The organism is Mycobacterium sp. WUMAC-067, assembly GCF_020217485.1.
Taxonomy (GTDB): domain Bacteria; phylum Actinomycetota; class Actinomycetes; order Mycobacteriales; family Mycobacteriaceae; genus Mycobacterium.
Window position 1 is genome coordinate 1 of record NZ_JAEKMI010000048.1, and the last position, 21,779, is coordinate 21,779.

At 63.5% G+C, this 21,779-nt stretch carries 20 protein-coding genes and 1 pseudogene; 16 read left to right on the forward strand and 5 right to left on the reverse strand.

Features of this window, described 5'->3' with window-relative positions:
• Positions 1-373: 373 nt before the first annotated feature.
• Positions 374-679 carry a hypothetical protein gene (locus tag JF781_RS23285; RefSeq protein WP_007172144.1) on the reverse strand — a complete coding sequence of 102 codons (306 nt, stop codon included), beginning with the start codon at positions 677-679 and terminating at the stop codon, positions 374-376.
• Positions 676-903: a ribbon-helix-helix protein, CopG family gene (locus tag JF781_RS23290; RefSeq protein ID WP_007172145.1), complete on the reverse strand. Its 228-nt coding sequence runs from the start codon at positions 901-903 to the stop codon at positions 676-678. Before JF781_RS23290 ends, JF781_RS23285 begins: the two co-directional genes overlap by 4 nt.
• 135 nt (positions 904-1,038) lie before the next feature.
• Here JF781_RS23290 and JF781_RS23295 point away from each other — a divergent pair.
• The 16 genes and pseudogenes from JF781_RS23295 to JF781_RS28610 all read left to right on the forward strand — a co-directional run.
• A pseudogene (locus JF781_RS23295) lies at positions 1,039-1,211 on the forward strand (type II toxin-antitoxin system prevent-host-death family antitoxin); the annotation flags it as partial.
• A 177-nt stretch (positions 1,212-1,388) separates the two neighbouring features.
• On the forward strand, positions 1,389-2,879 hold the full coding sequence (gene eccB, locus JF781_RS23300) for a type VII secretion protein EccB (protein WP_007172147.1): 1,491 nt from the start codon (positions 1,389-1,391) through the stop codon (positions 2,877-2,879).
• 73 nt (positions 2,880-2,952) lie between these two features.
• Complete coding sequence (locus JF781_RS23305) at positions 2,953-4,008, forward strand: hypothetical protein (RefSeq protein ID WP_007172148.1); 1,056 nt, start codon at positions 2,953-2,955, stop codon at positions 4,006-4,008.
• The gene (gene eccCb / locus JF781_RS23310; RefSeq protein ID WP_007172149.1) at positions 3,998-7,096 is read left to right on the forward strand and encodes a type VII secretion protein EccCb; all 3,099 of its coding nucleotides are present in this window, start codon (positions 3,998-4,000) and stop codon (positions 7,094-7,096) included. The genes JF781_RS23305 and eccCb overlap by 11 nt, the downstream gene beginning before the upstream one ends.
• Positions 7,093-7,509, forward strand: a complete 417-nt coding sequence (locus JF781_RS23315; RefSeq protein WP_007172150.1) for a helix-turn-helix transcriptional regulator — start codon at positions 7,093-7,095, stop codon at positions 7,507-7,509. The genes eccCb and JF781_RS23315 overlap by 4 nt, the downstream gene beginning before the upstream one ends.
• Positions 7,510-7,745: 236 nt before the next feature.
• Complete coding sequence (locus JF781_RS23320; RefSeq protein ID WP_040624290.1) at positions 7,746-8,042, forward strand: PE domain-containing protein; 297 nt, start codon at positions 7,746-7,748, stop codon at positions 8,040-8,042.
• Positions 8,043-8,057: 15 nt separating this feature from the next.
• A complete protein-coding gene (locus tag JF781_RS23325) occupies positions 8,058-9,539 on the forward strand; it encodes a PPE family protein (RefSeq protein ID WP_007172152.1) in 1,482 nt (493 codons plus the stop codon).
• 78 nt (positions 9,540-9,617) lie between these two features.
• Positions 9,618-9,920 carry a WXG100 family type VII secretion target gene (locus tag JF781_RS23330; RefSeq protein WP_007172153.1) on the forward strand — a complete coding sequence of 101 codons (303 nt, stop codon included), beginning with the start codon at positions 9,618-9,620 and terminating at the stop codon, positions 9,918-9,920.
• 57 nt (positions 9,921-9,977) lie between these two features.
• Positions 9,978-10,262: a hypothetical protein gene (locus tag JF781_RS23335; RefSeq protein ID WP_054586125.1), complete on the forward strand. Its 285-nt coding sequence runs from the start codon at positions 9,978-9,980 to the stop codon at positions 10,260-10,262.
• Positions 10,259-11,200, forward strand: a complete 942-nt coding sequence (locus JF781_RS23340) for an ESX secretion-associated protein EspG (RefSeq protein ID WP_007172155.1) — start codon at positions 10,259-10,261, stop codon at positions 11,198-11,200. The genes JF781_RS23335 and JF781_RS23340 overlap by 4 nt, the downstream gene beginning before the upstream one ends.
• 768 nt (positions 11,201-11,968) lie before the next feature.
• On the forward strand, positions 11,969-12,850 hold the full coding sequence (locus JF781_RS23345; RefSeq protein ID WP_007172156.1) for a MinD/ParA family protein: 882 nt from the start codon (positions 11,969-11,971) through the stop codon (positions 12,848-12,850).
• Entirely contained in the window at positions 12,847-14,343 is a 1,497-nt protein-coding gene (gene eccD / locus JF781_RS23350; RefSeq protein ID WP_007172157.1) for a type VII secretion integral membrane protein EccD, read from the forward strand. The genes JF781_RS23345 and eccD overlap by 4 nt, the downstream gene beginning before the upstream one ends.
• A complete protein-coding gene (locus JF781_RS23355; protein WP_040624272.1) occupies positions 14,343-15,980 on the forward strand; it encodes a S8 family serine peptidase in 1,638 nt (545 codons plus the stop codon). Before eccD ends, JF781_RS23355 begins: the two co-directional genes overlap by 1 nt.
• A complete protein-coding gene (eccE, locus tag JF781_RS23360; protein WP_007172159.1) occupies positions 15,980-17,524 on the forward strand; it encodes a type VII secretion protein EccE in 1,545 nt (514 codons plus the stop codon). Before JF781_RS23355 ends, eccE begins: the two co-directional genes overlap by 1 nt.
• Positions 17,525-17,538: 14 nt before the next feature.
• Positions 17,539-18,411 (forward strand): DUF2637 domain-containing protein, encoded by an 873-nt coding sequence (locus tag JF781_RS23365; protein WP_139273185.1) that lies wholly within the window; start codon positions 17,539-17,541, stop codon positions 18,409-18,411.
• Positions 18,412-18,505: 94 nt separating this feature from the next.
• Positions 18,506-19,909 carry a type IV secretory system conjugative DNA transfer family protein gene (locus tag JF781_RS28610; protein WP_040624275.1) on the forward strand — a complete coding sequence of 468 codons (1,404 nt, stop codon included), beginning with the start codon at positions 18,506-18,508 and terminating at the stop codon, positions 19,907-19,909.
• A gap of 199 nt (positions 19,910-20,108) precedes the next feature.
• Here JF781_RS28610 and JF781_RS23375 read toward each other — a convergent pair whose 3' ends face one another.
• The 3 genes from JF781_RS23375 to JF781_RS23385 form a co-directional block, all read right to left on the reverse strand.
• Positions 20,109-20,387 carry a hypothetical protein gene (locus JF781_RS23375; RefSeq protein WP_007172162.1) on the reverse strand — a complete coding sequence of 93 codons (279 nt, stop codon included), beginning with the start codon at positions 20,385-20,387 and terminating at the stop codon, positions 20,109-20,111.
• Between the two features lie 99 nt (positions 20,388-20,486).
• Positions 20,487-21,305, reverse strand: a complete 819-nt coding sequence (locus JF781_RS23380) for a hypothetical protein (protein WP_007172163.1) — start codon at positions 21,303-21,305, stop codon at positions 20,487-20,489.
• Positions 21,295-21,678: a helix-turn-helix transcriptional regulator gene (locus JF781_RS23385; protein ID WP_073877511.1), complete on the reverse strand. Its 384-nt coding sequence runs from the start codon at positions 21,676-21,678 to the stop codon at positions 21,295-21,297. Before JF781_RS23385 ends, JF781_RS23380 begins: the two co-directional genes overlap by 11 nt.
• Between the last annotated feature and the right edge of the window lie 101 nt (positions 21,679-21,779).

The window sequence follows — 21,779 nt, forward strand, 5'->3', positions numbered from 1 at the left end:
GAATTGTTATGGCGCGTGGTCGAATCCGAGCTCGGCTGCGGCGTAGCGTGAGGTGCCGCGGCGTGCGACGTGGGATGCAGTGATCAGGATTGACCGCCGAGCGCTGGCGAAAACCGTTATAGGAGCACGCCTTATAAGTACGTGGTAGCTGGGCCTCGATTTGGCGATCGAGGTGATGGCCGGATCGTTGGAGGAGAGACGCCGAGTCGTCACAGTGACGAAATAAGCGGTATTCGCTGGAAGCACCCATCCATCCACCGCCGCGGCCACGCGCGCAGGGTTGCCCGAGAAATTGGTGTCTGTTCTCACGCAATCTCGGGGACATTCTTATCGGATTGGGGGCAAGTTGCGATCGGGGATAGTACGTTGAGGGTCAGGAAATGAGCGCGGTGACGGCGGTCGTGGTCGTGTCAGCGAGCGCGATGCCGCCGATATTGCCGATGGGTTGGTCGAGGGCCGCGACAGGAAGCCACTGGATGAGCTCCGGTAAGACAACCCCTTTGGGTTGCAGCACTGTGACGATCATAGCCATTGTGCTGCTGGGGATTTCACCGGGAATGAAGGGGCAGATGATCACCTGGCCGGTGGCGGCTGCGAGGTGAATCGTGTTAGATAGTACGACAACGTACAGTTCCTGGTTGGTGTCGCGGCCTGGCGTGATGTCTCCGGGTGTGATCACAGGCCAGCGGCCCGGTTCGCCTGATAGACCTTCTCCGCGTAGGCGTCGATGTCGAGCGTTGGCACAGTGTGTGTTGTGTAGTTCTCGAGCGAGATTCGGAGATGCTCGTTGTGCAGGGCTCGTTCGATCATCTCTGAACGATTCAGCCCGGCCGCCTGGGCGTCCGCATCGGCCGCCGCCAGCACGGCCTCTTCAATCATTACGGACACTTTGGCTTTCGCCATACCATTTATCCTACTCTGAGCAGGACAGTTGTCGTGAGGGTACTCCGGCTGGTGGCGCCGACGCAGGTTGCGTTAAATGGTGCGAGGACGACCTACCACAGATTCAGCTTGCCAGTCACGGTTACGGACGGGCCCATGTACGCCGATGACGACGATTCGGGGCGCGAAACGGTGTACCTGCTAGGTTCGCGTGAGAATGCGCGCCGCCTCATGGCGGCCGTCGCACGGGATAGGGCCGTCGTCCCGGGCTGGCGAGCCTTACTAAGTCGATGGCCGAACTCGAGGAGATGGTCGGCGGCCAGGAGTGAGCTGCGATCCTGATGGGTAGGGCGACTTCGCTTTTGGGGCGGACTCCGATCGCTGGCGGTCAAGGTCCTGAAAGCCCGGTACCTGTAGCGATCTGGCGCCACTGCGGTGTTCTGGGTTTTCATTCAATTTGGACGTGCTGGTAGCGGGGGTGTAGCGGGGGGCGGTACGGTGCCGGTGTGCCGTTGAAGTTGGCGTCTAAGACGCAGGTTTCGGGTCATTTCTTTGTTCGGCGACGCTTGTCGTTTGCGTTGCTGCGCCGTTCGGTGAGCATGGAGATCAATCCGGTTCGCTGGCACCGCACGCTGTTGATGTTGTCGGCGGTGTTGGGTGTGGTGCTCGTGGTGGGGGCGTTCGTGTACGGGTGGTTTCGCCCGGCGGGGGTGATCGACGACTCGTCGAAGATCGTTGCTGATCGTTCGTCGGGGGCGTTGTTTGTGGTGGTCGACAAGCGACTGTATCCGGCGTTGAATCTGGTGTCGGCGCAGCTGATTGCTGGGTCGCCGGATCGGCCGACGTTTGTGGCATCGGGGGAGATTGCGAAGTGGCCCAAAGGGCCGACGGTGGGGATCCAGGGCGCTCCGGTGGAGACACCGGCGGTGGTGTCTCCGCAGGTTTCGCGCTGGGCTGTGTGCGACACGGCGCCGACGACGGTTGGTGGTTCGCCGTTGGTGACGGGCATCAATGGGCAGTTGTTGCTCGGGGAGGCGGCGGGAGAGCTCGCCGGCAGCGAGGCCTTGTTGTTGTCTTATGGGCCGCAGGTACACCTGGTGACTAATGGTGTTCGGATGCCGATTGATCTGTCTCAGTCCGCGGTCGCCGGGCCCCTGGGGATTGCGCCCGGGGCGCAGGCGACGGGGATGTCGCGGGCCCTTTTTGACGCGTTGCCGGCGGGGGGACCGCTGGCTGTTCCCGCGGTGCCTGGCGCCGGTGGGCCCGGTCAGGTGGATTTGGGGGCGGGGGTTGTTGTCGGTGCGGTGGTGGCGAGCCGGGATGTGGCTGCACAGTCGGACCGCTTTTATGTGGTGCTGGCAGATGGGGTTCAAGAGGTCTCGCCTGTGGTGGCTTCGATGCTGCGCCAGCATGATTCGTTTGGTTTAGCCACGCCGCCGCAGATATCGCCGGATCATTTGGCGCATATTCCGCTGCGTCATGTTCTTGATGTGGATTATTATCCGCGGTCGCCTGTGCGCCTGGTTGATGCGGGCAGTCGGCCGGTTTCGTGTGTGGCGTGGCAGTGGAGTGTGAGCGAGCGTCAGGCGCGGCTCGCGGTGATTTCGGGTCGGGGGTTGCCCATCCGCGCGGATCAGCGGGCGAAGATGGTGCCGTTGGTGGGTGCCGGCAATGGCGGGGTGCAAGCGAATCAGGTCTTGGTCGGTGATGGTGCATCGACGTTTGTTAGCACTACTGGTCAGGCATTGGATTCGCCTGCGCGCGAGACGATGTGGCTGACTAGCTCCACCGGGTCGCGCTATGGTGTGCCGTTTGACGACAATAGCGTGCAGGCGTTGGGGCTGGTGTTATCTCAGGTTCGTCCGGCGCCGTGGTCGATGCTGCAGGTGTGGCCTGCGGGACCGGAGTTGTCGCGGGCGGCCGCGTTGACGGTGCATAGCCCGTCGGACGCGGTGGCTGTGTTGCCGACGAAGACCAACGTACGGGCCGGCGGATAGGAGGGGGAGAAGGTTGTCGACGATTCGTTTCAGCCCGTCTCGGCGGCTGAGGGCGCCCAAAGTTGATGGCGGCATGCAGTCGGTACGCGATTCTCCGATCGCGCCGCGCCGGTTGCCGATGACGAAGGCGCAGATCATTTTGCCTGCAGTCATGGGCGCGGCGTTTTTGGGCATGATGGCCATGATCTTGACTCAACCGGGGCTGCGCTCGGGGCCGATGAGTTTGTTTTCGTTGTTTGTGCCGGTGATGATGATTGTGTCGTTCGCCGGGGTGTTTATGCAGGGCCGTTTTGGTGGCGGTGATAAGGCGTTGTCTCCGCAGGCGTTGGAAGAAGAGCGCCGTGCCTACATGGACGAGCTCGACCAGACACGTGATGTGATTCAAAGTGACGCCGAGCGTCAGTTCGCCAATTACCAGTTCTTGCATCCCGAACCGGCGATGCTGCGTGGGTTGGTCGGGTCGCCGCGGATGTGGGAGCGATCGGGTTCTGCTGAGGACTTGGCGATGCACTTTGGTTTTGTCCGTTTCGGAACCGGTACTTCGGATTTGGCGAAGAAGCTGGCTAAGCCTCGGTTGGGGGAGTCGGCCGATTATGAGCCAGTCTGCTATGACGCGCTGCGCAAGTTTTTGTTGGAGCAGTCCAAGATTAGTGGGATCGCTAAACCGCTGTCGCTCAAGGTGATTCCGCTGATGACGTTGGTGGGTGAGGATGGTCCGGACACAGTCCACGGTGTGGTGCGGGCGATGATTTGTCAGGCGGCCTGCTTCCATTCACCGCAGGACTTGAAAGTCATGGTCGTCACCGACGAACCAGCACGATGGGATTGGGTCAAGTGGTTGCCGCATTGCCAACACGACAAGCTCTTTGATAGTGGCGGGCCGTTGCGAATGGTGTGGACGTCGCCGACGGCGATGGATGCGGCGGTTGGTCACGAATTGCATGGCGCTCGAAAGAATTACGGGGACCCTGGCGCCGCGGACGGGGTACGTCCGCATTGGCTTGTGATCAACGACCAGCTCCGTGTGGATAGTGAATGGGACACGTTGAATCGCAGGGGCGTTGGGGGGGTCGCGGGCGTGACCTTTGTGCGTGTAGTGGTCAAGGAGGGCGCGGCGGATGACAACTGAGTTCACATTGCATGTCAAGCGCGACGGGGCATATGACGAGGAGGGGTTTTTCGCGCTCCCCGATACGCTGGACACGGCGTCCGCGGTCGCGTTTGCGCGCAAAATGGCTAGATACCATGCAGATTCGCGGGTAACGCAAAGTTCGACTGCCGCCGCATCGAAGGTCGTGGATCTGTATGAGATTCTCGGCCACGCTGATCCGGGCGATATCGATGTGGAGGAGGCCTGGGCGGCGACGCGGCTGGGTCCGCCGCTGCAAGACGACGAGGGCGAATTGCAGTGGGGTCGGGAGTGGATGCGGTTCCCGATCGGTATTGATCCACGCAATGGACAGCCCGTGGCCCTCGACTTGAAGGAGACTCACGAGTTCGAGGGGATGGGCCATCACGTCGTCGTCGTCGGCACGACTGGGAGTGGTAAATCGGTGTTTTTGACGGCGTTGATTACGTCGGCGTGTTTGACGCATTCGCCAGACTCGTTGAAGGTCGCGGTGTTTGACTTTAAGGGTAGTGCGTTGGCGCATTTGGTGGCGGGATTCCCGCACTGCGTCGCGGCGATGAGCAACTTGCGTAACGATCGCCTGTGGATTGTGAGGATGGAAGATGTCCTCTACGGCGAGATGGAGCGCCGCAAGTCTTGGCTTGACCGGGCTGGGGTCAGTGACATCGCTGAATATGAGTATTTGCGCATTCACAAGAAGGAGAAGTTGCGGCCGATGCCGCACCTGCTGCTGATTGTCGATGAGTTCACGCAGATGTTCGCTGAACATGACGGAGCCAAAGCGGTCATGGACGAGGTCGGCCGCCAGGGCCGCTCGCAGGGGCTTCGCCTCGTGATGGGGTCGCAGCGGCTGGGCCACCAGATGCAGGGCGGCATCATGAGTAACATCCCGGTGCGGGTGGCGCTGCGAACTGTCGGCGACACCGATTCCCACGAGGTGTTGGGTAGCGATGAGGCCAATCATCTGCCCAAAAAACCTGCTGGGGCTGGGCTTTTGAAGGTAGGTGCCAACAAGAACCTGACGAGGTTTCAGACGGCGTTCGTGCTCAAGAGCTATGTACCGCCCCAACGGGCAGCAGCTGCTGCGGCCAGGCAGGAAGCCGGTTACCTTGAGCCACAAGAGTTCCAGGCGGTCGGTATGCCTGCTCTGCAGATGGCCCGCGACGGCGAGGGCGAGCAGACCAAAATCCCGGAACCACGCGCCATCATTGGCGCCGATGGCCGCACCGTCAAACAGGTGCAGGCAACGGTGGATTGCTTGAATCGGCTGAATCTTCCTCCACTGCAAGCGATGTGGCTGCCGCCGCTGCAGCCGGTCCCTGCTGATGAGCTGGTGCGGCGGTTGCGGGGCCAACCGTGGGATGTCGACTATGGCTCGGCCCAAAGCGAGCTCTCGAGGCTGATGTTTCCGGTCGGGATCGAAGACAGGCCGCGCGACCACCGCCAGCTTGTCTATGCGCCCAATCTGGCCGAAGGTAACTGCGCGGTCATTGGTATGGGGCAATCGGGTAAGACGGTGGCCATCGCGACGATGATCTCGGGTGCCGCTTTGTTGTATCATCCTCGGCGGCTTCAGTTCTACGTCATCGCACTCAGCGGGCCGGACCTCAACCTGGTAGCTGGTTTGCCGCACGTCGGTGGTTTCGCACGCGAGGTGGACCCCGAGCAGGTCAAACGAATCATCGCCGAGATGCTGGCGCTGATCGATCAGCGCGAGCAGGCGTTCACCAAGCTAGGTCTGACGCTAACCAAGCTGCGTGAACGCAAATTTGGCGGCGTGCCAGGTGAGGTGCCTCAAGACTCGTTCGGCGATGTGTTTTTGGTGATCGATGGCTGGCCAACGTTTGTGAAGAACTGGGAGCTGTTGGTTTCTGACGTGGAACGAATCTTGGCTAAAGGACCCGATGTTGGGGTGCACGCCATTGTGTCGACCAGTGGCTGGGTGGCCAACAAATTCCCGTCAGGAATGACCAAGAATTTCACCAGCAACGTGGAGCTCAAGCTCGGTGACAACGATGACATGACGGTCAACAATGTGAAGGTCGCGCGCGACGTTCCCTTCGGGGAGCAGAAGATGTTCCTCGACGAAGAGGACGACACTGGCGGTGAGGTCGAGCAGGTCAACGTGGTCAAGATCAGGGGCCGCGGCACGACGATGGAGGGGTACCATTTTCAGGCCGGGTTACCGGAGATAACCGTGCAAGGGCGGCGCGCCGACGTGGCAGCAGCCGTTGAGCCAATTCAGCGGCTCGCTGGACCTGACAGTGCGGCCGCGCGGGTACGGATGCTGCCCAAAATCGTCGGTATCGACGAGGTCTTCGCGCAATGGGAGCAGCGTGAGCATGGGCCGGGTGGGGTCGACTGGAGTGGTGTCGTGCCGTTCGGGATTTCAGAAATCGGTTTGGAGCCGGCGGTCGCGAACTTCGCTGCGACCCCGCATCTGCTGCTTACCGGTCGGCCTGAATGTGGATTGTCGAGCGGGTTGGCCACGGTGGCCCAAGCTGTGATGCGGGTGTACGGGCCCGAGCAGGCCCAGATCTATGTGGTGGACCCTCATAATGAGTTGCTGCGCGTGGTCGAAGGTGAACATTTGGGCGCCTACGTTTTCCGGGAGGACCAGGTGCGTGCCTTGGGTGACAGCCTGGGGGCGATCCTGACTGAACGTATGCCGATGACAGACCTAAGCCAGGCGGAGTTGGCTGCGGGGACGCGGCGTTGGAGCGGGCCAGAGATCTTTGTCTTCATCGATCGTGAAGAGACCCTTGCTAGTTGGGACACTGGTGGGTTCGTGGCAGGAACCGGATACCCGTTGGGCCCGCTGGCGCGGTTTATTGCGCGGGGTAAAGAGGTCGGCCTGCACCTGGTCGTGTCGCGGCGGATCGCTCAGTGGGGCCGCACGCTGACCAATCCGATAATCGGGGAGTTGCTCAAGGCCAAAGCACCTGTCGTGGTAATGGACGGCGACCCTGATGAAGGGCCGATCGTCGGCAAAACGAAAGCCGTGCCAGCTGACCCCGGTCGTGGCCTGTACGTCACTGACCGGATGGTGGCGCCGGTGCAGATCGCGTTCCCGGCGAGCGCCCATTGAGCGAGGATGACCCCGCGTGGCTGCTCGTCCACGCGGTGGAACAAGCCCGCTTAGAACAGGGGTTGTCCAAACATGATCTGGCACGCCTGGCGCGCGTGGCGCGGCCTACGATCTCGCGGCTGATCAACCATGGCATGGTCCCGTCTCGTGCGGCCACGCTGGATAGGATCGGCTCGGCGCTGGGCTGGGAGGCCGGGACGTGTGCGGCCTTGTTGGCCGGCCAACCCCTACCGGGTCCACGCGCGCCGGTGACTCGCTCGGCCCAGCTCGTCGCAGCGCGGCTCACCGAGATTGCCGAGGAGGCGCGGTCGGCCGCCGGTGCTGCCGAGCAGTCGATTCTGCGGCTGAAAACCATCGAGGAGCGTGCGCGTGCGGCTGCGCAGTTCGTGCTGGGCGGTTCAGTAGCTGATTAAGCGGTCGATCTGGACCGATTCATGCGTCGGCATGGGCCTTTGTCGCTCGGTGATGCGTGGCGGTATTTCGCCAGGTGAGCGGCGCCGTAGAGGGTGTCGGGAAACAGGGGGTGTTGCCTTGTGTGGAATGTCGGAGGTTTGGTTGCCGGTGTCCCTGGGGGCGGTTATCGTCGCATCAAACGGCGGCTTTATTGCTCGTGGGGCGAATGGGATATGTGGACAGGGGTGGGATTGCAATGATGTTCATTGAGGCGCCGGCGCTGGCGGCGCAGGCAGCATCAGAGGGCGCAGGCGGGGCGACCACGGCGGCCACTCTTGCCGCTGGGGCACCAGCGATGGGCGCTGTGCTGCCGATGGGCGGCGAGGAAGTGTCGGCAATGTTCGCTCAAGCTATCGCCGCGCACGGCGCGCAGTTCTTGGCGGCAGGTGCTCTAGGTGTGGCTCAGCGGGAGGCGTTCGCAGCCACCGTGGCTACGTCGGCGGCCACCTACACCGCTATGGATGCGGTCGGCAAGGCGCTGCTGTCGCTGTAGCGCGGCGGTGCACTGATGTACTGGGGTATCCCACCAGAGATCAACGCATTTCGGTTGACCAGGATGGGCGCGGGTCCAACGGCGCACGTCCCACAGATCACCGCCTACACGGCTGCTGCGGCCACGCACTTCGAGCAAGGGATGCAGCAGTCGGTGACCGCGATCGCGACCGCGCCGGTTTTCCAGGGCTCTGGCGGAATGGGGATGCTCGATAGTGCCACGCCGATGGCGGCCTGGCAGCAGACCGCCGGGCTGCATGCAGAGACTGCGGCGGCCACCATCCAAACTGGGTTGACTGCGTACAGCGCGGCCGTGTCCGCGACCATTCCTCATGAAGTGGTGGTGGCCAACCGGGTCCGCGAGGCCACTTTGGAATCAACAAATTTCATGGGGATCAACACCCCAGCGATCGCCGAGGCGAATGCTGAATATGGGGAGTATTGGTCGCAGAACGCCGGGGCCATGGTCGGCTACTTGGGCGCTATGGCCCCTGTCGTGAGCGCGCTGACCGTTCCCTTGCCGACGTTGCCTGATATGAGCAATCCGCTGGGGGCGACGGCCGGCTTGGCAGGGTTGGTCGGCGACGGGGTTGGTGCTGGCGTGCAGGCCTTAGGGTCGGGCATTAGCGCCGGTGGGGGAGTGGTGTCGGCTGGCAGTGGGATCAGCACAGGCGTGGCCACTGGGATCTCGAGCGGCGTGTTCAACGGCACGGGAGCAGGCGTGCAGGCCGCAGGGTCGCCCACTGGTGGGCAAACCCCGGCACCGCAGCCAGCGACCACCGGCACGACCGCGGGGCAGGGCGTGCCCGCAACGACGGGCACCGGCCAGGGCGTCACGAGTAACGCGCCGCAGGGAAAAGCTCCACCGTTGCAGGCGGGTCAAGGCGGTCAGCCGCCCCTGGAAGAGTCTGGACAGTCGTTGCTCGGCCAACTCACCCAGGCGCCAACCGAAATGATGAGTTCGCTCAGTTCACCACTGGAGTCACTGGGGCAGCTCCCGTCGAGTGCCAGTGGCCAACTAAGCGGCCTGATGGGCCCGTTGTCGGCGCTGACCGGTGGAATGTCCGGTGGATTGGGTGGGCCCCCAGCCGGGGGAGCACCGGGATTCAGCGCAGCCAGTGCACCGTGGTCGGGACTAAGTGGCGCCAACGGCGGCTTCGCCGGGGGCGCGTCAGCGGTTGCCGCGGCGTTGACGAAACCGTCTGCTGGCGGGCTAGGTGGGCCTGTGGGCGTGCCGGGCGGCTGGTGGGCCGACGTGGCTGATGGCGCTGAAACAGACGAGCAACCGGCTGCGGGACTGCGAAGCGGCGCGGCAGCGGGCAGAGGAGCCATGGCGCCCGGAATGTATGGACCCATGGCGGCAACGGGGCGCTCCGGACGCGGCAGTGAATATGCCGATGTCAGCGAGCAGGATAAGACGATCACGCTACCGGCCTCCGCGCATGCGGCGCCGGTGCTCACGTCTGAGGGCGTGGTCCACGTCGGGCAGGGAGGATAACTCCCGGCAGGGGCCCGGGTCATTGCTGAACTGATCGAACCAGCGGTAACCACTTGCTAGTGAAGGAGATACACCATCATGGCGTTGAACGCCGATGTCGCCCAGATGCTTTCGGGCGCAAGTCAATTGTCGAACATTCAACAAGAGGTGCTGTCGGCGTTGGGCCGTTATGTCACCATGAACCAGAACCTCACCGGTACTGGGTTTAGTGGTGATGCGGCGCTGGCCTCCATGGCCACCACCGAGGACATCAACCGGACCGGCCAACAGGTCAGCCAGCGGTTTCAGAGCGTCATCGACATAATGAAGCGCTCGGCGCACCAGTACCAAGAAACGAACGCGCAGAACCGCGCGGCGCTGGGCTCCATCCAGTCGACCTGACCGCGGCCAATCTTTCAGACATCGAACGACTTTCAGAGGAGAATGGTTATGGATTCAATGCGTTACGACCACGCCATGATCGCCGATCACGTGTCGGCCCAGGCGCAGCTGGTCGCTCACATGAACGATCTGCGTACCCGGGCCATGGGAACAATCAACCAGGTCGCCACAGTCTGGACGCAGCATGGTTCTGACGCTGCCCAGGTCGCCATGCACGAGATCGATCAGGCGTTCCAGGCGGTGTTCACCACGATCGAGCGCCATGGACAGGCCCAGGGGCACGCGTCGACGAATGCGCTGGGCACCGACCACGCGGTCCAGGCTGGTTTCCGGGGCTTGTGACCGAGACCGGAACCGCGGTTGCAGCGCGGCTGTCGACCACGTCGGAAGGTTTGTGGTTGACAGCCGCGCTTTGCGGTGTGGCTCAATTGCCACCTGCCCTCAAGATCCGGCCCATTGGGGCGGTGCAGGCCACCATCGCGGCTCACCCCGGGATGGAGGTGCTCGAAAACGCGGGGATTTGTCAGGGCGGCGAGGTTGACCCCAGCGTGGCCTCTTGGGTGCGGGCCTTGGGGCGTCCCGACGTCGAGATTGACGTGACGATTACCCGCCCCGAGATCCGACCGGAGCGGCTTGAAGGCCCACCAGCGGTCTTCACCGCCCCGGAGGACGCGATTGAGGCCGCCGAGGCGCTGGCACGGTGGTACGCCCAGCGGCCTCCCCAGCGAGTTGTGACATTGTGCCGGCGCGATAACGCGTGGGTGGCCGCCGCGCGGCTCTGGCGCCCGGGCCAAGACACCAGCGATGAGGTTGTGGTCACCCCGCTGGGTGGGACCGAGATCGCGCACGTCGTCGTCGACACGATAGGGCCGGCCGACCCGGCCCAATTCCACGGCATCAATAGCGAAGCAGCGGTACTCAATACAGTTCTGTCGGCCTGGCAGGCCAACCCCGCCATCGACATCATCGCGGGCCTCGTAGAGGTTGGACTTTCAGTTCCCCAGGCGCGGCTAGTCGAAGCGGTCGCCGACCGGGGCACCACCCGCGCGGTTATCGGCGCGGCCGAATTCTCTATCAGTGGCCCGGCGCGGGCGCCGATGGCGGTGACCGTGGCTGACACCTTGATCGGCCGCGTCGTTGTCAGCAACAGCGTTGGTCCTGACGGCAGGCAATGGACCACACTGCTGCCCGGCGCCGATCACGCAATCCACACGGCTGTGGTCGAGCTGCTCGAAACTTTGCCCTCGGGACGCGGCTGGGCGACTCATCAGCGGACATAAAATTTCGATACAGGCGAATATGGTGTCCGTTGTAGACGGATGAAAACCGTGGTTGTTACTGTCGCGCTGTGGCCAAATTATGTGGCGCTAAGCGAAATTCGAATACGTCTGGTGACGAGGGGACACGGTATGACAAGTCCGCATGAGCGTGAGGAACGCGACTTTTTCAATGGCCTGGCGGCAGGTCCGCCGCCCGAGACGCAGCCCGCGCCAGGCGCAGTTGAGCCCAGCCATCCCAACAACAGCGGCGAACCGACGAGCGATGATGGGCGGCCGCGGTTTTCACCCCCGGAGGCCGCTCTTGGGCTCCCCGCCCAGGATGCGACGCCGGCGCCGTCTTCGGCGCCCCAACAAGCCCCGGGTTGGCAGCCGCCGCGGTTTTCGCCCCCGGAGGGCACCTTGGCACCCCAGGGCCAAGACACCCCTCCGCCACCTCCGTGGGCGCAGCAGGCCGGTCCCCATCAGCAGGGGACGCCCAGCGAAAGCTACGGTTCCTCAAGTCAATTGGGCCGCCCACCGCAGGGAGTGTCGGAGGCGGCGCTCGGTGGGCGTCACGGCGCACCGCAGCCAGCCGGTCACGCAGATCCCAGCCAGGTTGCGCGTCCGTATCCGCCGGCAGAAGAACATGGTTGGCGTGCGCCAACACCCCAACCGTCGCCTCGCACCGCGGGCACGCCACGGTCTTCGGACGCGCTGCGAGAGCACCTGCGCGCCACGGACTTGATTGCCCCACACAAGGAGGCGCCATCCAAGGGGTGGCGCAGGGCGTTGCTCAAGGTTTCTGGTGGGCTGATTAACGTCGGTGAGTCCAGCGACGAGCGCACAGTGCGTGGCCTCAAGGCTGCGATCGGGGCCAATTTGCGTGGCACTTATACCGTCGTGGTGCTTGGTGGCAAGGGCGGTTCGGGCAAGACCGCGATGACTGTCGCGACCGCCAGTGAGTTTGCACGCAATCGTAACGACCAAGTGGTCGCTGTCGACGCCGATCCGGCACAGGCCGCAAATTTGGCGGCTCGGGTGGATCCCAAGGCGTCATCGCTGCGTGCGATTAACGACGACCTTAATCTTCATCGCTACGCCGATGTTGGGGCCTTGACGGGCCACAACCAAGTTGGTTTAGACGTTGTGGCTTCCCCGCGCCATGGAGGCGCTCGCGGGGAGGGGTTGACCGCTGATGAGTTCAGCAAGGGCCATATGCGTCTACAACGGTTCTACAGTGTGCTTTTCGTTGACTGCGGTGTCGATCTCGAACACGAGGTGATGAAGGGTGTGTTCGAGCGCGCCGATGCGGTGTTGATGGTGGCCTCGGCCGTCCCGGACGGCGCCGAAGGCGCGAGCACCAATTTCGAGTGGTTGCGCGACGAAGGCTATCACCAGTTGCTGTCGCGAACAGTGTTGGTGATCAACCACATTCGCCCGGCGCGCAATCGGAAGGATCGTAAGGAGGCGGCCAAACTGGTCGCCACACTCAGGGAGCATTTCGGGAGCTGGGTCAAAAACGATCGCATTATCGAGGTACCCTTTGACCCCCACATCGCCTCGGCGGGCGAGTTGGACCTTCGAAGGGTCAACCCTAAGACCGCCAGGGCGGTGCTTAAGACCGCCGCCGCATTGGCGGCAGGGTTCTCGACAGCGGCCGATGCCCGATGACCACCGCCAATTCCGCACAACAGGCGCCGGAAGTCCCTCGGCTGTGCAAGGTTCATTTGCTGGTCGGGGATGACACGCTCATCGATTACGTCCTGCCTGCTGGGGTGGCGTTGATTGCGGTGATCGAGGACCTCATCCCGCGGGTCAATGCGATTCTCAAAGATCGCGGGCGGGCACCTCTTGATGACACGTTGACCTTTCAACTGTGCCGTGCAGACGCCACTCCGCTCGATCCGCAGCGATCCCTTGATGACAGCCGTGTCTACGACGGGGACTTGTTGTGTCTCTTGCCTACTGACGCCACCGAACGCTTCGCACCTGTCATTGAGGAGGTGTCGACGGCGCTGGCTCGTTCAGCACGCCAGCAGTTCGCCACAGTCGATGTCACGGTCGCGCGTCGGGTAGCCGGGGGGCTTTTCGCAGCGCTGGTCGCGTGGGCCGAGGTGATGTTGGCGCAGTTGTGGTGGCAACAGCACGGCTGGCTGCCCGCGGCGGTGTCGTGGGGATTAGCCGCCGTTTTCTTGGTGTCGGCGAGGGCGGCGACGCGGGCACGAGATGAGCAGCGACGCCGATCGGCGGACTTCCTGGTGTGGTCGGCGCTGATTTGCGCCGGTGCAGGCGCGGCGATGTCGGTGCCGGGACCACCCGGTGGCTGGCATGTGGTGGCCGCGACGGCCACCGTGTTGGCCGGCGTGGCGGCATTGACGATGCTGACCGGCCGCTATCTGACTGTGTTTGCGGGGATGGCTGTGGTCGGGTTATCTGCGGGCGCGGTGGCGGCGATCCACGCCAGCGGTTGGCGAGTGCTGCCAGCGCATCTGGCGGTCGTCTTCTTGGTAGCGGACCTGGTGCTAGTGACGTTTGCAACCAGCATCGGGATCGTGGGGGCCGGAGTGCCCGGGCCATGGTTTCCTTCGGTCACTAACCGGGGGGTGTTTGAGACTCGAGAAGGCGCTGCCCTAAACACGGTGTCGCCGGTGGAGCGTCCGGGCAATGAAACCGTTGAGCAGATCGCGACGTGGGCTCGGCGCGGCACCGCCATCGTGACGGGTCTGCTGGCTGGCGGCGCTGTGGTGTTGGTGGCGGCCGCGCGCTATGCAGTGATGCCCGAAACTGGCGGCGGGTGGCGGTTTTTGGCATTCACGTTGGGGATTTGCGCAATCTTTCTGCTCCGGGCGCGCTCGTTTGTTGATCGCAATCAATCGGTGATGCTGGCCGTTGGTGCGGTCGTCGCGGTAGCGGTGGTGATCGGACGATACGCAAGCGCTCCCAACCCGGCTTCGCCGGTTGTCACCCTGATATGTGTTGGCGCAGCGCTAATGTTGGCCGGGGCGGGCCTGCTTGGAGCGCTGGTGGTGCCCAATGCGCGGATCAGCGCACCGGTAAACCGCGCCGTCGAAGTCAGCGAGTACATTCTGCTGATTTTCGTTGTGCCATGGGCGATCTGGCTGCTGAATCTGCTGTGGGTGGTACGAAATGCGGTCCACGGCTGATGATTAAAGCCGTGAGTACGCTGGGCGCGATCGGGCTCGCCGCAGCACTGGTTGCCGTATCTGGCGGCGTGGCCGGCGCGATTGATCCCCCGGTGGTGCCGCCTGGGCCACCCCCGCCCGATCCCGCACCCGGGCCGGATCAGCCGATGCGCCAGATCGCGGCGTGCACAACAACCGGCGTGTTGCCCGGCAGTGATTTGCGTGAGTTGCCCGCGGCGCTGCAGCTGATGAACATGCCAGAAGCGTGGAAAGAATCCACCGGTGTTGGCGTGGTCGTCGGGGTTATCGATACCGGCGTGGCTGCACAACCTCGGCTGCCGCACCTAGTTTCTGGCGGGGACTATGTCATGGGCCCGTTTGGCGACGGCTTATCGGATTGCGACGGGCACGGCACAGTAGTGGCTTCACTGATTGGGGCGGCGCCTTCAGGGCTCGCACTGGTCCCCAAGCCGGCGTGGGCGGCGCCTGCGGCCCCGCCGGCCGGGGCTCCGCCGCCGCGCGCGATTCCACCGCCACCGCCTCCGCCGACGGTCACGGTGACCCAAACGGTGGCGCCGCCGCCGCCACCACCGCCGCCGCCGCCGCCGCCCGACGAGCCATCATGGGTGGGTATGCCGCCGTCTCCGGTTACTCTCGGCCACGCTCGCGGGCCGGCGCCGCTGGAACCGTCGCCCGGTGGTGGTCCAGACGGGCTGATCGGCATCGCCCCAGACGCGGTGCTGCTGTCGATTCGCCAGACCGCGCAGACTTTCGGCCTGGTTGATCCCGGCGTGGTCGACAACCCCGAGGATGTTCGCCGCGCCGGTGACATCAATTCGTTGGCTCGCGCGATCGTGCACGCGGCGAATCTGGGCGTCAAAGTGATCAACATCAGTGTGGTGTCGTGCATCTCGACAGCCAAGCCCCAGGATCAAAGCGCCTTGGCCGACGCGGTCCACTATGCCGCGGTTGACCGCGACGTGGTGATCGTGACCGCGGCGGGCAACGTTCATGCCCAGGGCTGCAATGGGCAAAACCCGGACCCATTACCGGGTGATCCCACTCGGGGGTGGTCGTCAGTCAAAACGATCGCCACCCCAGCATGGTTTAGCGACTACGCGTTGGCGGTGTCGGCCACCGATTCGACCGGCGTTCCCGCCAGCGGCGACGCCGCCTCATTGCACGGCCCGTGGGTAGGACTGGCTGCGCCGGGAGCCGACATCGTGGGGCTGTCGACGAGCGGGCAGGTGATCAACGGTTCAGTCGATGACGACAAGCTGCACCCTATCGCTGGTAGCTCGTTTAGCTCGGCGTTCGTCGGGGGAGTGGCGGCTTTGGTGCGGGCCAAATTTCCCAACCTGACAGCCCATCAAGTGATCCACCGGTTAGAGGCCACCGCGCACCCTCCCGCTGGTGGACGTGACAACGTGGTCGGTTATGGAACTGTGGACCCCGTTGCGGCGCTGACCTGGGATGTGCCGCCGGGTGAGACGTTTGCCCCCGGGGTTCAGCGCGCCCAGTTGAAAGTGCCGGCCCCGCCCCCGCCACGCGACGCACGTCCGGGCTGGGTCGCGATGGCCATCACCGGTCTCGCCGTCGTCAGCGTATTGGGACTTGCTGTGGGCCTGACCGTCTCGCGTCGCAGGGAGCGAATCTGATGAAGCAACGGTTTGTCTCGGCCCGTATCGCACCCCGCGCCGTGGTCACCGGCGAAGTGGTCGCAGGTCTGGTTGCGCTGGCACTGAGCGCCACGCTGGATTCGTGGCCGATCGCCGTCGCCAGCGGCGCCGCGACCGGACTGGTGATCTGTGTGCTGACCTTCCGGGAGCGCACCGTGTGGCAGTGGGCGTGGCGGGCCATGTCCTGGACGCGCCGCCGGGTGCGCAGACTCCAGCTGCCTCAACCGGTCGATGTCACCCTCAACGAGCACACAGTCGGTGTTGTGATCGACGGGCACACCGTGTCCACGATGATCACTGTGCTGGGCAAGCCTTACATCCCCACCCTATTGCACGCCGACCACACCAAAACACTTAATACCGTGCCGATTAGCGTAATCGCACAAGAGATGCAGCGCTGCGGGTTGAGTGTTGATGTCGACATCATCTGCGAGGGCAGCCGCACAGCCAGAGACAACTATGCCGAACTGTATGAAGCGGCGCTACGGGGGCTGCCGGCGGCCGGTCAGCGTAGCGTGACGTTGGTAGTCCGCTTCGATACGCGCAGCGACCGCATTCTGCCTGGACTGCTGTGGCGGCGAGACACGATCGGCGCGGCGGTGGCGGCTTCTCAGCGCATCACCAGAGCGCTGTGCCAAACAAACTGTCGTGCAAGGCTTTTGACCGCAGCGCAGATGAACGACGCGGTAGCGGCCAGCCTGGGTGGGCCCGAAAACGCGACAGCTTCTTACCAGGACCGCTGGACGAATCTGCAGCGCGGCGGGAAGGCCTATGTCACAGCGTATTTCTTCAGCGCCAGTGACGTGCGCTCTGCTCAACTCGACGACGTGTGGGCCTACCAGAGCGACCACACGACCCTGGTGATCGCGTTGCGCAGCGATCCTGCCGGCGTGCGGGCTTCAGCCCTCGTCCGGTTGACCACCGTGCAACCGCTTGCCAGCTCGCCGCGGCTGGTGCTCAACCCGATGGCGGGCCGACAGTGGGAAGCGTTGGCGCTGACCTTGCCTGGGTGCAGGCGGCTGAGGTTGCCATCAACGCCAGTAACTACCGAACTCAACACAGCTGTCGTAGCCGGCGCATCGGGTGTTCTGCTGGGTGAACTGCGAGACGCTATGCTGTTGATGCCGATATCAGATCCCGCGGCCCCCACCCGAATTGCTCTGCACGCCGATGATGACCAGGCGGTGAAACGGCTGATTCGCCGGGCGGCCGCAGCAGGCGAACAGGTCGCCGTTTACGACCCCACTGGGCGTTGGACAATGACGTCTGCTTCCCCACGGATCTGGACGACGCGCGACGTCACAGCCCAGCCGCCACGTCCTCCGACGATGGTGGTACACAATGGTCGCGTCAACAACTACCCACCCGCGCGCACATCGATCACGGTCGGCGATGTGCCCGCCAGCGCTGCACCCGATATCCGTATCGAACAGCGGGGCGAGCGAATCACCGTGAAAACACAGCGTTTTCGCACCACGTTGAGGTCTGTGACATTCCGCAACGAGGATGCTTATCTGCGGTAATCGATCCTCCCAATGTGGCTGACTTTGGTAGACGAATACCGGGGTGGGAGTGCACGATTGCGGGTATGGCTTGCGATAGCGCCCGCAGCACTCCCGCCGATACCGATCCGAAAACCCACCGGCGCGCAGTGCGTTTCTTTTGGGTGGTGTTGATAGGAGCAAGCGCGGCCTCGATCGCTGGCAACGCGTTACACGCGATCGTGCAGGCCGATCACGTCGCCCCGGCGCTGGCGGCCGCGGTGGCCACGGCCCCACCTCTGGTATTGCTCGGGTCCACGGAAGGGCTCTCGCTGCTCATCAAGGTGCACCGCCGGCCCACCTTGACGTTCTGGGCGGCGGTGATCATGACGCTGTTACTGGGGGCCGGTGCGTTTCGCCTGTCATTTGATGCGTTGTGCAGCTTGGCTATCCGGTGCGGTATCCGCCCAAGCTTGGCATGGTTGTGGCCGCTGATCATTGACGTCACGACCGCGCAGGCCACCGTTGCGCTGGTAGCCCTGACCCGGCTCCTACACAGCCGCGCCGAGGCGCCGCCGGCCCTCGTCGAGGAGGACGTCCCGGTGTCCCTGTCGGCGACACCTCTGCCAGTCGCTGGGTCCTCAGCAGGTGAGCGTGATAGGGCCATGGTGGCGGTCGAGCCGGACCGGTCGCTGTCATCGGTTCCAAGAGTGGACGCCGCTGTGCCCCCGCGAGAGCGTCATGAACACGCCGTACGCACAGTGATGGCATCGAAAAGAACCAAGCAGCCTGCAGAAATCATTGACGCTGTGCTGCGCCGCCACGCTGACGGGCAAAAGCCGGGTGAAATCTCAGAGGAACTCAAGCTGCACCACACAACGGTGAACCGGATACTGGCGACGGCGCTCCACTCGGCAGCGGCGGTGTAAACCCGAAGCTTCCGCCGCAGTGACCTACGTCCGGCGATCGCGAATGTCGCTGCTTTGATAGACGTTCGCGGCCAGTGGCGCCCATGATGACGTAGTGGTCAACGAACCGTACACCCCGTACTGCGGCCTCACCTACAATCGCCAAAACGTTGCCGTGCGTGCGGAGACAGCACCTCACATTCTGGTAAGCGCACCAACACGTACGGGTAAAACACGCAGGATTTTGGCCCCGGCGGCGCTCGTGCATCCTGGGCCGGAAGTTTTGGTGTCGTCGAAACCCGACCTGGCAGAGCTTGTTCTAACACGACGCAATATCGGGATTACCGGTGTGATTGATCTGCGGCCTGAGCACACTGAGGTATGGCCGGCCGGGGTTAGGCGTATGGTCACCGACCCGACCCGCACGATCGCCAGCGCCCATGAAGCACTGACCGTTGCTGAGACCATGCTCGCGACCTCGGGCGTGGGTTTCAGTGGCGCATCGGGCGGCAACGCTGTTGCTGCGGGCGGGCTTTGGGAAAGTCAGGCCGCACCGCCGTTGGCATGCCTGCTGTACGCGGCCAGCCCGCAGGGCAACAGTTTGGGAATGCCCTGGGTGCTCGATGCCGTGCAGGATTTCGGTATCGACGAAACCGGCGGCGACCAACCCATCCCCGAGCTCGGACGCCCGTCGTGGCTGACCGCTTACGGGCTTTGCGAACAACCGAAACTCGCGGCCCCGCTGTATTCTGTTATCGCCGGGATGGATTCCCGGCTGCGTGACAGCATCAAGATCACGGTGTCCAAGGCCGTAACACCGTGGCTGCGCTTGGGTTTGAGCGCCGACGAGGGAGCACCGTACTTGAGCGCGGTCGAACGTGTCGCTGTGGAGTCATTCGACGTCCACATGCTTGATGAGCCGGACGCCACATTGTTTGTGATCGCCCCGAACACCGGCTCGGTCGCCGGAGCCGCGGTGGCTCTGATCGATTCCATCGTGCGTCATTTCCGCCGCAAGATGGCCAATCATCAACTGACGCATCCGCTGCTGCTGGAACTCGACGAGGTATGTAACTCATGTCCGTTGCCGGATCTGTTGACCTACGTGGGGGAGTCAGCGGGACTGGGTGTCAACATCTTGGCGACGGTGCAGGCGTCGGCGCATTTCGACGTTGTATTTGGGTCCAAGTACGCTGAAGCGCTGCGGGAGATGTTTCCGGGCACGCTGATCATGTATGGAGCTCACGAGCGCCATTTGCTCGAACAGGCCTCACATTGGCTGGGAGAGACAACCCGACGTACCGAAGCCTATGAGCCCACAGGGGGGAGTCGGGGCCAATCGTCGCAATTCGGCCAGGCGATCGGTTGGCAGGAACTGCTTCCCCAAAGCCGGGAAGAAGCCCAGCTGTTGCAGCGCGGCACGGCTGGCGAGCGAGTTCATATTCCAGACTGGACCGAGTTCCTGGCTCTGTTCGACCAGGCGGTTCAGCGGCGAATCAAAAAGGCGCAGTGGGGTTGACGGGCGGTTGCCGCGACGGGCGCAATCTATGACTGACGCATTGGTCTCGGTGCTCGCGTCCAGCTTCCCAAGTGCGACCGCTGGGCAGCTCCGGGTAGCTGCACCGTGTAATCTGCCTGTGCTGCAACTAATTTGCTGTCGACGCGATCAAGCGTTTCTCGACGCTGGCCGTGTCCGCAGTAGCACTCCAGCTGCGGACCTACCGACGAATGTTGCCCTCACATGACCCTGGGTCCTGACGCGTGTTTTTCACGATATCGCTTGCGTCTGAGGCGATTTGACGCAGGATCTTCAAGAACAGCACTTGCCCGGCCGAGGTGTTGAGATACCACGGCGGATCGCTGAGCATGGCAATGATCTGTTGCCGCATCGCCTCGAGCGACTGCGAACCCGGCGGCGTGTCACAAACCTGGCCAGCTCGCTCGAGCGCGGCTAACACCCGATGCACAACTGCGTCTACGGTCGTACCCCGATCCATACCTTGAACCGTATCTGTGCCGCCACCCCCCGCTCACACCCCAATTTTTGCAAAGCGGTGTAGGCATCAGCGCGCCAGAGTTGGCCCCGAGCAGCGAACTCAGTTCGCGAATAGCTGCATCGAGGTTGACCGGGAGCTGACCGTGTCGAGGTGCTGGTTGGTGGAGCCGAACAGGACGCTGATTGCGCAAATGAGACACCAGATGGAGATCGCTGCGATGACCGCAGTCCCGCCAAGGATGGGGACCCAGTGGATAGGTGGTGGGGTTCGCCGGCGCGCGTGCAGGGATGGCGGTATGCGGCGGGCGGAGCCCGGTTCGGGGAGTGGATCTAAGACGGTGGTGATGGGCAGCGTCGGCCCGAGAATGAGGTCGTCGTCAACCTCGACAGCTTGGGGTGTCAGTGGCCACCAGTCGCTGGATCCTTCCACGGCTAGCCAGCCTTCGAGGACCCCGCAGACGGCTGCGGTGAGCAGGGTTGCGGGCAGTTGTGTTAGAAGCCAGGGGATGATCAGCTCGCCCCAGAGACTAGGGGAGGGGTTATAGAACGGCAAGGGCAGCGCTGCGAGCGCGGCGCCCCAGAGCAGTGCCGGTATCGGGTAAGCGCGGAGCCGCTCGGGGATGAGCGTGACGATTAGTCCGTAGGCGAGTTTGCCGGCCAACCAGCCCAGCGGCGCGATGGCCGCACAGGTTAGCACCAGTGCGACTTCAAATGATCCGCTGGCTGAGGTGGCGGAGCGCATCGGTAGTGGCAGGGCGACGACGTCGTCGTGTGGGTCGGGTCGGGCACCAACATGGCTGCGTGTGCGAGCGCGAATCTTTTTGGCGAGCAGCTCGGCGCGACGCTTTTGGAAGACAAATATCCCAGCGTGTGCGGCTATCCATGCTCGGCGTTGGTCGTCGAAAATGTCAGCGGGCATGCTCGGCCGGGTCCCGGCTTGTCAGGAGTTCGGTGAGCAGCTGACGGGCGTCGGCCAAGATTGAGTGGCATTGCTCGACGAGGCCTTCGACGGCGTGCAAAACGGTGTGTACGTGGGTGTCTTGGGGCGGTGGTGTGGCTGGGACCCCGCCGTCAAGGATCGCCCTTGACGACCCGTGGGCCCACCCGAGCGCCTCATCGAGTCGGGCCAGCGTGGCCAGCGACATGGTGCGTGAGCCGTTACTGGATTTGTGCAGTGTCGAGCGGTTGGGTCCGCCGCGGCGGGCCAGTTCGACACGGGACATGTGCAGGACCGCCAGCCGTTCAGAGACGAAGTAGTCGAGTCGCGCTGGCCCATCATTAGGTGCAATCACGCCCACAAAACTACCTAAACGCAACCATTATCGTCTAACCATGTGGACAACCTTGCCTATTACCGCTTACGGTTGCGTGCATAGGCGCCCACCCGATTTAG

Bases quoted from the DNA above. Each gene is read 5' to 3' on its own strand.
- JF781_RS23290 (WP_007172145.1), bottom strand. From the start codon at position 903: ATGGCGAAAGCCAAAGTGTCCGTAATGATTGAAGAGGCCGTGCTGGCG.
- JF781_RS23305 (WP_007172148.1), top strand. From the start codon at position 2,953: ATGCAGTCGGTACGCGATTCTCCGATCGCGCCGCGCCGGTTGCCGATG.
- eccCb (WP_007172149.1), top strand. From the start codon at position 3,998: ATGACAACTGAGTTCACATTGCATGTCAAGCGCGACGGGGCATATGAC.
- JF781_RS23320 (WP_040624290.1), top strand. From the start codon at position 7,746: ATGATGTTCATTGAGGCGCCGGCGCTGGCGGCGCAGGCAGCATCAGAG.
- JF781_RS23325 (WP_007172152.1), top strand. From the start codon at position 8,058: ATGTACTGGGGTATCCCACCAGAGATCAACGCATTTCGGTTGACCAGG.
- JF781_RS23330 (WP_007172153.1), top strand. From the start codon at position 9,618: ATGGCGTTGAACGCCGATGTCGCCCAGATGCTTTCGGGCGCAAGTCAA.
- JF781_RS23335 (WP_054586125.1), top strand. From the start codon at position 9,978: ATGCGTTACGACCACGCCATGATCGCCGATCACGTGTCGGCCCAGGCG.
- eccD (WP_007172157.1), top strand. From the start codon at position 12,847: ATGACCACCGCCAATTCCGCACAACAGGCGCCGGAAGTCCCTCGGCTG.
- JF781_RS23355 (WP_040624272.1), top strand. From the start codon at position 14,343: ATGATTAAAGCCGTGAGTACGCTGGGCGCGATCGGGCTCGCCGCAGCA.
- eccE (WP_007172159.1), top strand. From the start codon at position 15,980: ATGAAGCAACGGTTTGTCTCGGCCCGTATCGCACCCCGCGCCGTGGTC.
- JF781_RS23375 (WP_007172162.1), bottom strand. From the start codon at position 20,387: ATGGATCGGGGTACGACCGTAGACGCAGTTGTGCATCGGGTGTTAGCC.
- JF781_RS23380 (WP_007172163.1), bottom strand. From the start codon at position 21,305: ATGCCCGCTGACATTTTCGACGACCAACGCCGAGCATGGATAGCCGCA.